Source organism: Streptomyces sp. S465, from assembly GCF_026898115.1.
In the GTDB taxonomy this organism is placed as follows: domain Bacteria; phylum Actinomycetota; class Actinomycetes; order Streptomycetales; family Streptomycetaceae; genus Streptomyces; species Streptomyces luomodiensis.
On the sequence record NZ_CP114036.1, the window covers coordinates 2,902,312 to 2,915,456 of the forward strand.

At 73.0% G+C, this 13,145-nt stretch carries 12 protein-coding genes; 7 read left to right on the forward strand and 5 right to left on the reverse strand.

Annotation, left to right across the window (positions count from 1 at the left end; genetic code table 11):
* Positions 1-49: 49 nt before the first annotated feature.
* Positions 50-316, reverse strand: coding sequence for a hypothetical protein (locus tag N6H00_RS12550; RefSeq protein WP_268971735.1), 267 nt, complete (start codon positions 314-316; stop codon positions 50-52).
* A 332-nt stretch (positions 317-648) separates the two neighbouring features.
* Entirely contained in the window at positions 649-1,344 is a 696-nt protein-coding gene (locus N6H00_RS12555; protein ID WP_268971736.1) for a hypothetical protein, read from the reverse strand.
* A 125-nt stretch (positions 1,345-1,469) separates the two neighbouring features.
* On the opposite strand from N6H00_RS12555, the gene N6H00_RS12560 reads away from it, so the two are divergent.
* Positions 1,470-2,009 carry a GNAT family N-acetyltransferase gene (locus tag N6H00_RS12560; protein ID WP_268971737.1) on the forward strand — a complete coding sequence of 180 codons (540 nt, stop codon included), beginning with the start codon at positions 1,470-1,472 and terminating at the stop codon, positions 2,007-2,009.
* A gap of 160 nt (positions 2,010-2,169) precedes the next feature.
* Here N6H00_RS12560 and N6H00_RS12565 read toward each other — a convergent pair whose 3' ends face one another.
* Positions 2,170-4,263, reverse strand: a complete 2,094-nt coding sequence (locus N6H00_RS12565; RefSeq protein WP_268971738.1) for an MFS transporter — start codon at positions 4,261-4,263, stop codon at positions 2,170-2,172.
* 175 nt (positions 4,264-4,438) lie between these two features.
* Between N6H00_RS12565 and N6H00_RS12570 the strand changes: the two genes are divergently transcribed.
* Complete coding sequence (locus tag N6H00_RS12570; protein ID WP_268971739.1) at positions 4,439-5,470, forward strand: peptidoglycan-binding domain-containing protein; 1,032 nt, start codon at positions 4,439-4,441, stop codon at positions 5,468-5,470.
* Between the two features lie 176 nt (positions 5,471-5,646).
* Entirely contained in the window at positions 5,647-6,297 is a 651-nt protein-coding gene (locus N6H00_RS12575) for an HAD-IA family hydrolase (RefSeq protein ID WP_268971740.1), read from the forward strand.
* Positions 6,298-6,903: 606 nt separating this feature from the next.
* Here N6H00_RS12575 and N6H00_RS12580 read toward each other — a convergent pair.
* Together N6H00_RS12580 and N6H00_RS12585 are read right to left on the reverse strand one after the other, a co-directional pair.
* On the reverse strand, positions 6,904-7,485 hold the full coding sequence (locus N6H00_RS12580; RefSeq protein WP_268971741.1) for a TMEM165/GDT1 family protein: 582 nt from the start codon (positions 7,483-7,485) through the stop codon (positions 6,904-6,906).
* 191 nt (positions 7,486-7,676) lie between these two features.
* Positions 7,677-8,492, reverse strand: a complete 816-nt coding sequence (locus N6H00_RS12585; protein ID WP_268971742.1) for an ABC transporter permease — start codon at positions 8,490-8,492, stop codon at positions 7,677-7,679.
* 188 nt (positions 8,493-8,680) lie between these two features.
* Here N6H00_RS12585 and N6H00_RS12590 point away from each other — a divergent pair, with 188 nt between their 5' ends.
* The 4 genes from N6H00_RS12590 to N6H00_RS12605 all read left to right on the forward strand — a co-directional run bounded on the left by N6H00_RS12590 (position 8,681) and on the right by N6H00_RS12605 (position 13,096).
* A complete protein-coding gene (locus N6H00_RS12590; RefSeq protein WP_268971743.1) occupies positions 8,681-9,349 on the forward strand; it encodes an HNH endonuclease family protein in 669 nt (222 codons plus the stop codon).
* Positions 9,350-9,465: 116 nt separating this feature from the next.
* On the forward strand, positions 9,466-11,220 hold the full coding sequence (locus tag N6H00_RS12595; protein ID WP_268971744.1) for an alkaline phosphatase D family protein: 1,755 nt from the start codon (positions 9,466-9,468) through the stop codon (positions 11,218-11,220).
* Between the two features lie 451 nt (positions 11,221-11,671).
* Positions 11,672-12,154, forward strand: a complete 483-nt coding sequence (locus tag N6H00_RS12600) for a DoxX family protein (RefSeq protein WP_268971745.1) — start codon at positions 11,672-11,674, stop codon at positions 12,152-12,154.
* A 243-nt stretch (positions 12,155-12,397) separates the two neighbouring features.
* Positions 12,398-13,096, forward strand: coding sequence for a DedA family protein (locus tag N6H00_RS12605; protein WP_268971746.1), 699 nt, complete (start codon positions 12,398-12,400; stop codon positions 13,094-13,096).
* Positions 13,097-13,145 lie beyond the last annotated feature (49 nt).

Consider the following 13,145-nt stretch of genomic DNA (forward strand, 5'->3'; position numbering starts at 1 on the left):
CCAGGTGGATGGTCGCGGACGGTCGGATACGTCAGGCTCTTCGGGCACGTCAGATACTGATGAGACGCTCCAGCACATTGCGGTAACCCCGCATCGCCAGCCGCAGCTCTTCCGTCTCCGAGATGACCGCGTCATCCTCGTGCCAGGCGGCACGCAGCGTGCCGCGGCGTTCGGCCAGGAGATCGGCGAGCCGGGTGGCCACCTCCTCGAGCAGGGCATCGGCCTCCTCGACGGCGCCGCGCGGGGAGTCCACGAAGCCGCTGATCGCGAACCGCAGCCGCTGGGCCAGCTCGTCGTGCTCGCTCGTCGGCAGCACGGGGAAGCTGGGACCGTTCGGGGTGCTCGACAAACCGGCGGAGGGCTGCTCGGACGGCCAGGACAGCTCGGACGGTGCGGGCGGCGCGGACGGCGCGGACGGCTGCCATGGCGTCGTGGGCCTGGTCCCGTTTCCGTACCCGCGTCCGTTTCCGGTTCCGTGTCCGTTTCCGGTTCCGTGTCCGTTTCCGGTTCCGTGTCCGTTCGTCGGCATCGTCGAGGCTGTCTCCGGCATGCCCATCGACGGGGGCGGCGCCTGGTGTCGTCGGCCCTGGTTTCCCGTCGGGTCGCCGGTCGGTTCCGTCGGGTCGCCGGTCGGGTCCGTCGGGTCCGTCACCACGCGCCGCCCTTCCTCGTGTGGCCGAGCCGGGTGTGACCCGCCCCCGGCCCCGTCCCGGTGCCCGGCAGCCACCGGTGGAGTCGGCTGTGCTGCCGCCCGCCGTGATACTGCCGCGTGGTCTCGGGGCGGGCGGTGGCGCTGTGGTGCGGGGGCCTGACCAGCGCCTCGAAGAACGGCCGGGCGTGCACCACGGCCTCGCGCAGCTCCTCGGTGTCCGCCTGCCCCTGGCCGGCGCGTACGGCCGCGTCATGGATCTGCCGGTAGCCCTGGACGTGGTCGGCGTGGTGCACGGACAGCGCCGCCACCTGCTCCTCGTAACCGTCCGACGGATAGCCCCGGTCGCGGGCGAGCCGGGCCAGCAGCTGATCGGCGCCGGCCACCGCGCGTTCCGGGGACTCGATGAACATCTCCTGCGCACCGGCCCATTCGGCCACGTACCGCTCACGCAGCTCACCGGACAGGGGCTGGGTCTTCACATCGCCGTACATCCGCAGCCGTTCGTCCAGCTCGCGCTGCGCCGCCTTGGCGTCACCCGCGTGCTGGGCGACGGTGAGTTCGTACTCGGGTCCGAAGCGGCGTCGCAGAGCGCGTTCCTTACGGCTGGCGCCCGCGCGGACGACGCGGATGACGAGCGCGGCCGCGAGGACGACCGCGACGACAACCACGATGCTGATCGCACCAGTTGACATGGTCTGCTTCTGCCTTCCCGCTGGCTTCCCCCTCGGCGTTCGGGGGCTCCTTCCATCGGGTAGCCCGGTCTTGGGCCCTCAAACTGCGGTGCGTTCAAGGGAAAAGCGGTGCCAGGATGCCGGACATGACGAGTACGCCCCGCTCCCCCGCCGGTTCGCGCGTCCCGGCCGCCCGCGCCTGGACGGTCGCCGCAGGGCCCGTCGACGACCCCGTCTCGGCCATGCTGCTGCGCGAGTACCTCGTCGATGTCGCCGACCGCTACTACCGGCTCCACGAGGCGCGGGACTCGACCCCCGAGGAGATCGAGCGGGCGCTCGCGGAGATGCCCAGCGACGACCTCGCCCCGCCGCGCGGGGTCTTCCTGCTGGCGCGCCACGCGGGTGAGCTCGCCGGATGTGCGGGACTGCGGCTGCTGGACGGGCGTACGGCGGAGCTGAAGCGGGTGTTCGTACGGCCCGCCAAGCGGGGGCTGGGCGGGGGCGCCGCGCTGCTCACGGCCGCCGAGGCGGCGGCACGGGAGCTGGGCGCCGAGCGGATCGCGCTCGACACCCGCCTCGATCTGGTGGAGGCCCGTGCGCTGTACGCGCGGCACGGCTACCGGGAGGTCGCGCCGTTCACGCAGGGGCCGTACGCCGAGGTCTGGCTGGCCAAGGAGCTGGGCTGAAACGGTGCGTGGCCCCTGGGCCGCTGAGCCAGGGCAGGTCCCGTGCCCCGCCCTGGCCCCCTGGACCGAGACACGACCCGTCGGCCCCTGGGCCAAGGCAACTCCCGTCAGTCCCAGCCCCCTGGACCACAACACGACCCGCGGTCCCTGGGCCGCGAGGTCAGGGTTCTCGCCACCGTGGCGGGCAGCGGTGGTCGGGGAGCGGGGCGGCGCCTCGCGGCTGTTCCGCGTCGGAGCCGCACAGCTCGCGCGTCAGCTCGTCCACCAGCGCGCTCAGGTCGGTCGGGCGGTCGGGTGACCACCAGTCGCCCAGGAGTTCCGCGAGGGACGCCTCGCGCGCCCGGAAGAGCCTCGCGGCGGCCTCACGGCCGTCCTCCGTGAGGGTCAGTTCCAGCCCGTAGCGGCGGCCCAGACCGCGCTCCTCGATCTGCCGGGCCGCCTCGGTGACGACCCGCAGCGGCAGGGGCGTGCGCTCGGCGAGCACCGCGGGTTCGACCGAGCCGTAGTGGTGGATGCGCAGCAGCATCCAGCTCGCGGCCGGTCCGAGGTCGAGCCCGGCGCGTCGGGTGATGTCCACGTAGATCTCCCGGCGGCCCTCCCGGCTGCCGAGCAGGGACAGCGCGCGGGCGCACTCGTCGCGCGAGGAGCGTTCCACGGGGTTGCTGGCGAATATCTCGGTGCCGTCCGGTGCGGTGACGCTGCCACGCAGCGGCTCCTCGCGGAGGTACCAGGCGAGGAGGAAGGCGAGCAGTACGACCGGCACCGCGTACAGGAAGACATCGGTGATGGAGACGGCGAACGCGTGCCGCACCGCCGCCCGCTCCACCGCCGGCAGCCGGCCGATGGCCCGGGGGTCGGAGCTGAGGCCGGCGGGGGTGACGCCGGGGGGCAGGCGCCGCCCGGCGAGGGCGTCGGCGAGGTGCGGACCGAGGTTGTTGGCGAAGATCGCGCCGAAGACGGAGACGCCGAACGAGGCGCCGATCGAGCGGAAGAAGGTCGCACCCGAGGTGGCGACGCCCAGGTCCCGGTAGCCGACCGAGTTCTGCACGATCAGCACCAGCACCTGGATGACCAGGCCGAGACCGCAGCCGAAGACGAAGAGATACGCGCTCATCTCCACCACCCCGCTGGACTCCCGCAACTGGTGCAGGAACAGCAGGCCGACGGCGGTGATCGCGGTGCCCAGGACCGGGAAGACCTTGTACCGGCCGGTGCGGCTGACCAGCTGGCCGGAGAGGGTGGAGCAGACCAGCGTGCCGAGGACCAGCGGCAGCAGGTGGAGGCCGGACGCGGTCGGTGAGACGCCCTGCACGATCTGGAGGAAGGTCGGCAGAAACGTCATGCTGCCGAACATCGCGAAGCCGATGATGAAGCTGATGACCGCGCAGAGCGTGAAAGTGCGGCTGCGGAAGAGCGCCAGTGGCAGCACCGGCTCGGCCGCGCGGGACTCCACTCGTACGAAGGCCGCCAGCAGCACCAGGCCGGCCACCGCGAGCCCGATGATCTGCCAGGACCCCCAGCCGTAGCTGACCCCGCCGAGGGAGGTCATCAGCACCAGGGCGGCGGCGACCAGGGCGATCAGGAAGGTGCCGAGGTAGTCGATGGTGTGCGGGGTGCGGCGCACCGGGATGTGCAGCACGGAGGCGACGACGAGGAGGGCGACGATGCCGACGGGCAGGTTGACGTAGAAGACCCAGCGCCAGCTGAGACGGTCGACGAAGACCCCGCCCAGCAGCGGCCCCAGCACACTGGTGGCGCTGAAGACGGCGCCGAAGAGCCCCTGGTAGCGGCCTCGGTCACGGGGCGGGACGATATCGCCGACGATGGCCATCGACAGCACCATGAGGCCACCGCCGCCCAGCCCCTGGAGCGCTCGGAAGGCGATGAGTTCGGCCATGTTCTGGGCGACGCCGCACAGCACGGAGCCGATCAGGAAGATGACGATCGCGGCCTGGAAGAGCTTCTTGCGCCCGTACTGGTCGCCCAGCTTGCCCCACAGCGGGGTGGCGGCGGTCGAGGCGAGGAGATACGCGGTGACGACCCAGGACAGATGCTCCAGGCCGCCGAGGTCGCTGACGATCGTGGGCAGCGCGGTGGAGACGATCGTCTGATCGAGCGCGGCGAGCAGCATGCCGAGCAGCAGCGCGCCGATGGCCACCAGAACCGTGCGCCGCGACCGGCCCTCACCCGGGCCGGGGGCCACGGCGCCGGAGGCTCCCGGGGCCGGAGCCGGGCTGCCGGCGTCCCACGCCATGGCGACTCCTCGACCGCTCGATCCGCCCTCCCCCTTCGTCCTCACCCATCCTCACCCCATCCTCGCCCTTATGCCCTGTTACGGCCCGCCGGGTCCGTCCGCGCAGCGGGCGAACGCCTGCGCGGAAGGGGATCGGATGCGCATAATCGCTGCGACTCCAGGGAGGGAAGGTTCCGTGACGGCAGAGTCCTGCCCGCACTGCTTCGCACCGGCGCGCGCCAACGGCCGGCCCGGCTGTACGTGTGCCGCACGCGCCGCCGCGTCCGCCGCGTCCGCCGCGACGGCAGGCGAGACCGATGACCAGACCCATCTGCGTCCGTATGTGACGCTCTCGGAGGAGAGCGCGGGCGGGCCGGATCCACGTGATCTGCGGCTGTTCGACGAGCCGCAGAAGCCGGAGAAGCCGGAGAGGCCGGGGAAGGGGGACGCCGAGGAGACGCGGGTGCTGGACCGCGTCGAGGAGAGACGCGGCGGGGACGAGGCGGCACAGTCCTCCGACGCGGCACTGTCCGACGCGGCGGGCAGTGCCGCCCCGGACGCCGACGAGTACGACGCCCCCGGCCCCAGCCCCGTCCGCCACCGCAGGAGCAGGCGCAAGACCGTGGCGACCGTGCTCGCGGGAGCGGCCGCCGTGGCGGTGGCCGGTTCGCTGGCGATCGGCACCGGCTTACTCGGCGGGGACCACCAGGACGACGGCGGCGGCTCGGACGACCGCGCGCTGGCCGACATCCGCACCAGCGCCCCGGCCGACGACACTCCGGCCGACGAGGGGAGCGCGTCCGGCACCCCCTCGCCGAGCGCGACGGCCCACCCCTCCGCGTCCGGCTCCGCGCGGGCGAGCGCGACCCCGAGCGAGACCGCCGCACCGGCCACCGCCCACCCCTCGGCATCGGCCTCCGCGCCCCGCTCGACGGCCCAGCCCGAGCCGACCGCCTCCGGCGAGCCGACGGCCGACCCGTCCGACACCCCCGGGCCCACCGGTCCGCCGGTGCTGAGCGAGGGGGACAGCGGGGCCGAGGTGGTCGAGCTACAGAAGCGGCTGGCCCAGCTGCTGCTCTACATAGGCGTGGCGGACGGGGAGTACGACGCCGGGGTGCGCAACGCGGTCTCCAGCTACCAGGGCCAGCACGACATCACGGGCGATCCGGACGGCGTCTACGGCGAGAACACCCGCCACGACCTCGAATCCAGAACCGACGAGCCCTAGTAGACCTGCCCTGGGCCAGGCCGCCCTCCGGCGCCGAACCGAACCCCGAGGGCCCACCCCCCTGGCGCAGCACGGTCGCGCTTTGTATCGTGAAGGAACAAAGTGGCTCCGCCCGCTCTCCCTGACCGGCGGGCGGGGCCGCTTGTCTCTTTCCGCGCTCCCGCCCAGGAGTCCCGATGTCCCTCACCGCCCGCGCACTGCTCCTCGACATGGACGGCACCCTGGTCAACTCCGACGCCGTGGTCGAGCGCTGCTGGCGGCGGTGGGCGGCGGAGCAGGGGCTGGACGCCGAGCGCGTACTCGGGATCGTCCACGGGCGGCAGGGCCACGCGACGATGGCGGTGCTCCTGCCCGACCGTCCGGTCGAGCGGAACCTGGCGGACAACCAGCGGATGCTGGAGTGGGAGACCAACGATCTCGACGGCGTCGTTCCGGTGCCCGGCGCGCCCGCCTTCGTGGCCTCGCTGGCCGGTCTTCCGCACGCCCTGGTGACCTCCGCCGACAAGGCGCTCGCCACCGCCCGGATGGGCGCCGCCGAGCTGCCGATGCCGCGGGTGCGGATCACCGCCGAGTGCGTCGGCGCGAGCAAGCCGGACCCGGAGGGCTTCCTCAAGGGCGCCGCCGAGCTGGGCTTCGCCCCCGCCGACTGTGTGGTCTTCGAGGACTCGGAGGTCGGCATCGCGGCGGGCCGGGCGGCCGGGATGCGGGTGGTCGGAGTGGGGGCGCGCGCCGCGGCGCACGCCCCGGACGCCCATGTGCGGGACCTGGAGCAGGTACGGGTCGAGGCGCTGCCCGACGGCACCCTGCGACTGAACTTCACGGACTGAGCACCACCGCCACGCGCCGCGCCCCACCCAGGGCCGAGCACCGCAACCCAGGTCTGAGCACCGCGCCCCAGAGCCGAGCGCCACGGCCCGGGACTGATAGCGCGCTCCCGAGCAACCGATCCCACGCCCCCGAGCCGAGCACCACGACCCGGGACTGAGCGCCACAGCCCAGGACCGATCCGGCGCCCCAGGGCCGAGCGCCACGCCCCCAGGACCGACCCGCGGCCAGGACCGACCCGCGGCCAGGACCGAGCCGCGGCCAGGACCGAGCGCCGCAACCCAGGGCTGGCGCCACGACCCGCCCCCCAGCCGCAGCCCCACTCCCCACCCGGGGCGCGGGTAGGGGCGCGACGCTGTCTGGGGCCGCAGCCCGGGTGGGCCCACGGCGACGAGTGGGGCGGGCGGCCCGAGTGGGGGCGCAGCCCGGATGCGGCGCGGCGAGGGTGGGCCGCAACCCGGGAGGGACCGCAGCCCAGGTGGGCCCACGGCGAGGAGTGGGGCCGCGGCCCAGATAGGACCGCAACCCAGGAGGGGCCGCAGCCCGGGTAGGGCCGCAGCCCGAGCGGGGCCGCAGCCCGAGCGGGGCCGCAGCCAGGGAGGGGCCGCTCAGCTCGTGATGGCCTCGTACAGGCTGAACCCGCCCAGCGCCAGCATCACCAGCGCCGCGACCTTGGTGATCAGCCGCAGCGGTACGAACCGCATGAGGGTGCGGCCGCCCACGATGCCCAGCCCCGCGACGGCCCACAGCGCCAGCACCGCGCCCACGCCCACCGACAGCGGGTCGTCGTAGCGGGCGGCGAGGTTCGCGGTCATGATCTGGGTCAGATCGCCGAACTCGGCGACCAGGATCAGCATGAAGCCCGCCCCGGAGACCTTCCAGAAGCTCTGGTCGGCGGGTTTGCGGATCTCCTCCTCCTCGTCGTCCTTCTTCAGGAGCAGCATCGCCGCTCCGCCGAGGAAGAGCACGCCCACGATCGCCTGGAGCAGCCGGTGCGGCAGCAGGGTGAGCACGCTGCCCGCCGCGATCGCGAGCAGCACGTGGAGGGCGAAGGCCGCGGCCACGCCGACGAAGACGTACGACGCCCGGTAGCGGGTGCCGAGCATCAGCCCGGCCAGGGCGGTCTTGTCGGGAAGTTCGGCGAGGAAGACGACGCCGAAGACCACGGCGGCGACGGTGATGCTGAACACGGGACGGATTACCTCATAGGTCGGGCCGCGCCAAGGGCCCCGGGGAGGGATCGCTTCGGCACGGCAGCGTCGGACACTGCGGCCGAAGGTCTCGCTGGCGCACGGCCCCGCGCTCCGCGGTGGTTCCGTACGCTCCGGGCGCCGGCCCGCACCTCGAGGGGCGGGCAGTATGTCGACGGTCCGGCGAGGAGCTACTCCCCTTCTGCTGCCGACAAGGATACGGGAACCCTCCGGTGCAGCCGCCCCACGGCCACCAGCTCCAGCACCACCGCGACCGCCACCGCTTGCACCGCCATCAGCGCGACCAGCACGAACAGCTGCACCGCGCCCGCCAGTACGGGCGAGGCGCCGCCCAGCAGCATGCCGACGAACGCGCCGGGAAGTGTGACAAGCCCCACAGTCCGGGTCTGGTCGAGCCCCGGCAGCAGTGCGTCCGAGGCCGCCGGGCGGGCGATCTCCAGCCGCGCGTCCCGGTCCAAGAGCCCGAGCGCGAGCCCCGCCTCCACCTCGCCGTGGCGCGCGGTCAGCTCGTCCAGCGCCCGCCGTCCGCCGAGCACGGTGGCGGTGAGCGCGCCCCCGATGAGGATGCCGGTGACGGGGATCAGCGCGACACCCTTGAGCGGCACCAGCCCGGTCAGCAGCAAGGCGGCCACCACCGGCGCCACCCCGGCGGCGATCGGCACCGCCGCCCACCACCAGGTGGCGTTGGGCGTGATCCGGCGGCCCGCGGTCCGTACGGCGACGGCGAACATCAGGGCCACGAAGGCCAGCAGCAGCGGTACGGACCGGACCACCCAGCCGATGGCGTAGGAGACGGCGGCCAGTTGGGCGGCCGCCCGCGCGCCGGCGAGCGCCATGGCGCGCGCGTACCCGCGCTCACGGCTGTCCGCGAGCCGCGCTCGAGCGGCGACGGTGACGGCGGCCAGCAGCAGCGCGCCGAGCACCACCCCGAGTGTGACGTTGACCGGCAGCAATGCCGCGGCCGCGAGGGAGGGGGCGCTGAGCACACGGCCACCTTACGGCGCGCGACGGCGGCGCCGGATCGCTCACGCGGCATCAACCGCCTCTCGAACCCCCTTGCGTTGACATGACCGCGTCGTCACTCTGTTACCTGGCGCCCACCCCGTGGAAACCCGGCGTCGCCACCATGGCCGGGCACCAGCGGCCAACACCCCCCACCCTCAAGGGAGTTCGCATGTCGGACATGCACCGTCGTTCTGCTCGTCGTCACGTCTACGCGCGTCGCGCGTCCGTCTTCGGCGGGTTCGCCGCCCTGCTGGGCACGCTCGTCCTCAACGGGCCCGCCGCCCAGGCTTCCCCGCCCACCCCGCCCAGCGCCGCCACCGCCCGCACCCAACTGGCCTCGCTGACCGTCAAGGCCGAGGGCTCGTCCGACGGTTACAGCCGCGACAAGTTCCCGCACTGGATCACCCAGAGCGGGACCTGCAACACCCGTGAGGAAGTCCTCAAGCGCGACGGCGAGAACGTCCAGACCGACTCCAGCTGCGCGGCCACCAGCGGCACGTGGTACTCCGAGTACGACGGCGAGACCTGGTCCGCCTCCTCCGACGTGGACATCGACCACGTCGTACCGCTCTCCGAGGCGTGGAAGTCCGGCGCGAGCAGCTGGACCACCGCCCAGCGCCAGGCCTTCGCCAACGACCTGACCCACTCCCAGCTCATCGCCGTGACGGACAACGTCAACCAGTCCAAGGGCGACCAGGACCCCGCCGAGTGGCTGCCGCCCCGGACCGCGTACCACTGCATGTACGCGCGGATGTGGGTCTCGGTGAAGTACACCTACAAGCTCAACCTCGACTCGGCCGAGAAGTCGGCGCTCAGCGACATCCTCAACGGCTGCTGACCGGCTCCAACGGCTGCTGACCGGCTCCACCGCCGGGTGGAACCCCGCACCCTCCTCCGTCGTTCCGTACCGTACGCATGGACCGAGCACATCAGCGAACGACGGAGGAGGGCCGCATGGCCGGGCTGCGCCTGGGACCACTGCTGCGCCATGTCGACTGGGAGACCGGAACCGGCGCGACCGTCTGGGTCGAGGCCGACCGGCCCTGTGAGGCCGAGGTGCGGTGCGCCGACGGCGCCGGCGGCACGGCCCGCACCTGGCAGATCGCCGGCCACCACTACGCCGTGATCCCGGTCACCGGGCTGCGGCCGGGCGGGGAGACCGTCTACCGGGTGCTGCTCGACGGTGAGCAGGTCTGGCCGCTGCCCGGCTCCCCCTTCCCCGACAGCACCATCCGCACCCCCGAGCCGGGGGCGGACGCCGCGCCGGTGCGCGTGGCGTTCGGCTCCTGCCGGTGGGCCGCGCCGCCCTCCGACGCCTCGCACGACCCCGTGGGGCCCGACGCACTCGACGCCCTCGCACAGACCCTGGCCCGCGCCCCGGAGCGCCCGCGCCCCGATGTGCTGATCCTGCTGGGCGACCAGGTCTACGCGGACGAGACCTCCGCCGAGACCCGCCGCTGGCTCGCCACCCGCCGCGATCTGAGCGAACCGCCGGGCGAACAGGTCGCGGACTACGAGGAGTACACCCGGCTGTACTACGAGTCCTGGCTGGACCCCGAGGTGCGCTGGCTGCTCTCCACCGTGCCCAGCTGCATGATCTTCGACGACCACGACGTCATCGACGACTGGAACACCAGCGCGGCGTGGCAGCGCCGGATGCGCGCCACCCCGTGGTGGCGGGAGCGGATACTGAGCGGGCTGATGTCCTACTGGGTCCATCAGCACCTGGGCAACCTCTCCCCCGCCGAACTGGCCGCCGACCCGCTCTACGCACAGGTGCGCGCGGCCGCCGACGGCACCGAGGCGCTGCGGGAGTTCGCCGCCCGCGCCGACGCCGATCCGGCCTGCACCCGCTGGAGCTACCGCCGCGACTTCGGGCGGACCCGGCTGCTGATGGTGGACACCCGCGCGGCGCGGGTGCTGGACGAGGGCCGGCGGGCGATGCTGCACGACAAGGAGCTCGCCTGGGTGCGCGAGCAGGCCCTGGCCGGCATGGACGGCGCCCCGGACACCCAGCGGCCCGGGACCTCGGCCACGACGGGCCCGGGGGCCTCGGACACGGCGGGCCCGGGGACATCGGGCGGCTATGACCATCTGCTGCTGGGCACCTCGCTGCCCTGGCTGCTGCCGCATTTCGTGCATGACGTGGAGACGTGGAACGCCTCGGTGTGCGGCGGCAGACGCGGTGCCCGCTGGGCGCGGATCGCCGAGAACCTGCGGCAGCGCGGCGACTTGGAGCACTGGGCCGCGTTCCCCGAGTCCTTCGACGCGCTCACCGACACCATCGCCGAGGTGGGCGGCGCGGCCGGGGCGCCCGCCACGATCAGCGTGCTCTCGGGTGATGTGCACCACGCCTATGTGGCCGCCCCGGACTGGTCGCGGTGGTCGTCGCGGCCGCCGCGGAGCCAGGTGCGGCAGTTGACCTGCTCTCCGGTCCACAACAGCATCCACGCGTCGATCCGGCTCGGCTTCCGCTTCGGCTGGAGCGGGGCGGGCCGCGCCCTGGGCCGGCTCTTCCGGCGCCATGGGCGGGTGGCGCGCTCCGGCCTGCGCTGGCGCAAGACGGGCGGGCCGTGGTTCGGCAACCAGCTGATGACGCTGACCCTCCGGGGCCGTACCGCCCATCTGCGGCTGGACCAGGCCCAGTCGGACCCGTCGGGTGCCGGGGCCCGGCTGGTGACGGCGCTGGAGGCGGAGTGGGCGGGATGATCACCCCTGATCCCCTTGATCACCCCCGCCCCGTTCACCCCGGCACGCTTCAGGCGTCACTTTTTGGCCACCGGGCACGACAGCCCTGAAGAGGCCACCGTGCTCGCGGAGTACGGCGTTCCGGTGGCGCGGCCCCGATCCCGGACGCGGTGCCCCGGCCTTCCGCGGACGCCGTTTCACAGGGTGTGCGTGACCGGGCGGCCATTTCGTCACCCTCCGCGACACGGAGCGATACCACGGCCGGCGCCGCGCGTGGTGCCCCCTGGGGAGTCCTGACAGAAAGGTGCCCCGATGTGCGCGGTGGGGCTCTGAGGAGCGGGTTTCGGGCGTGACCGGAGGGGTCCGTGACACTCACCATTGGCAGGAACTTGAACTTGCAACAAAATATGAGGCGACCCTAACCTGGGCGGGCCGTTGTTTCCCGTCCCCGGAACAAGGAGCTTCTCCTCTCATGTCTGCATCCCCCACACCACGCAACCTCGGTGAGACGCTCGACAGCACCAAACCGTACGTTTTGTCGCTTTTCCGTATCGTCGTCGGACTGCTGTTCTTCTGCCACGGCGCCGCCTCGCTGTTCGGCTGGTTCGGCGGCATGGGCGGCACCGGGGCCACCGTCGAGGCCGGCACCTGGCCGGGCTGGTACGCGGCGGTGATCCAGCTCGTCGGCGGTGCCCTCGTGCTGCTCGGTGTCGGCAGCCGCAGCGCGGCGTTCATCTCCTCGGGCTCGATGGCCTACGCGTACTTCCACGAGCACCAGCCGGAGAAGCTGTGGCCCATTCAGAACGGCGGTGAGGCCGCCGCGATGTTCTGCTGGGCCCTGCTGCTGATCGTCTTCACCGGCCCCGGCCCCTGGGCCCTGGACCGGCTCTTCGGCTCGGCCCGTACGAGCGAGTCGGCGCCCGAGACGCGGCGTCAGCCGACCGCGGTCCGATAGACATCAGCCGCACTCGGCACACAGCACACTCAGCACCCATCAGCGCATAGCCGCACGGACGCCCCATCACGCACCACGTCATGCGGGGCCGAGCGCCCCGCATGACGTTATTTCGAACGCGATCGTTACCCCCTTACCGTTATCCTCAGCAGTCACAGGCGTACGCTGTATGGCTGTACAGGCTGGCGCCTGCCGCTTCCCGGCGACATGCGCAGCGGGGGGAACGGGATCGGGAGAAGAACGTTGTTGGAACATTTGGGGTCGCTGACCAACACCCCATGGATCTACGCGGTCATCGCGGCGTCCGTCCTGCTCGACGTCTTCCTGCCCGTTCTGCCCAGCGGAGTCCTGGTCATCACCGCCGCCACCGCGGCCGCCGGCACCACCGTCGACCCCGTCGGTGTGGTGCGCCAGGCCGACGCGGCCGACTTCCCCGCCATGTTCGGGCTGATGCTGTGCGCCGCGACCGCCTCCGTCCTCGGGGACATGGTCGCCTACCGGCTGGCCTGGCGCGGCAGCGACCGGCTCGACCGCGCGATCGCCCGCTCCCGCCGGCTCACCTCCGCCCAGGAGAAGTTGGGCACCGCGCTGGTGCGCGGCGGCGGTCCGCTCGTGGTGATAGCCCGCTTCGCACCCGCGGGACGCTCGGTCGTCAGCCTGAGCGCGGGCGCGGCCCACCGGAGGGTGAAGGAATTCCTGCCGTGGTCCGTGGTGGCCGGGCTCGCCTGGGCGGCGTACAGCGTGGCCCTCGGCTATGTCGGCGGCCAGTGGCTCGGCGCGTCCTGGCTCGGCACGGCGGTCTCGGTGCTCGCCCTGTTCGCGGCGGGCGCGGGCGCGGCGTATGTGATGAAGCGGCCCGGTGAGGAGGAGACCGGCCCGCTGGCCGCGGCCCCCGCGGGCCAGCCGATCCCCCCGGTCCCCCCGGTCCATCAGGCGTCGTAGCTCCGTGTCGGCAGCCGATTACGGATCGGCCGACGAGACCGGCTACGGT

Bases quoted from the DNA above. Each gene is read 5' to 3' on its own strand.
- N6H00_RS12595 (WP_268971744.1), top strand. From the start codon at position 9,466: ATGGCCGGGCTGCGCCTGGGACCACTGCTGCGCCATGTCGACTGGGAG.
- N6H00_RS12565 (WP_268971738.1), bottom strand. From the start codon at position 4,263: ATGGCGTGGGACGCCGGCAGCCCGGCTCCGGCCCCGGGAGCCTCCGGC.
- N6H00_RS12590 (WP_268971743.1), top strand. From the start codon at position 8,681: ATGTCGGACATGCACCGTCGTTCTGCTCGTCGTCACGTCTACGCGCGT.
- N6H00_RS12575 (WP_268971740.1), top strand. From the start codon at position 5,647: ATGTCCCTCACCGCCCGCGCACTGCTCCTCGACATGGACGGCACCCTG.
- N6H00_RS12560 (WP_268971737.1), top strand. From the start codon at position 1,470: ATGACGAGTACGCCCCGCTCCCCCGCCGGTTCGCGCGTCCCGGCCGCC.
- N6H00_RS12600 (WP_268971745.1), top strand. From the start codon at position 11,672: ATGTCTGCATCCCCCACACCACGCAACCTCGGTGAGACGCTCGACAGC.
- N6H00_RS12555 (WP_268971736.1), bottom strand. From the start codon at position 1,344: ATGTCAACTGGTGCGATCAGCATCGTGGTTGTCGTCGCGGTCGTCCTC.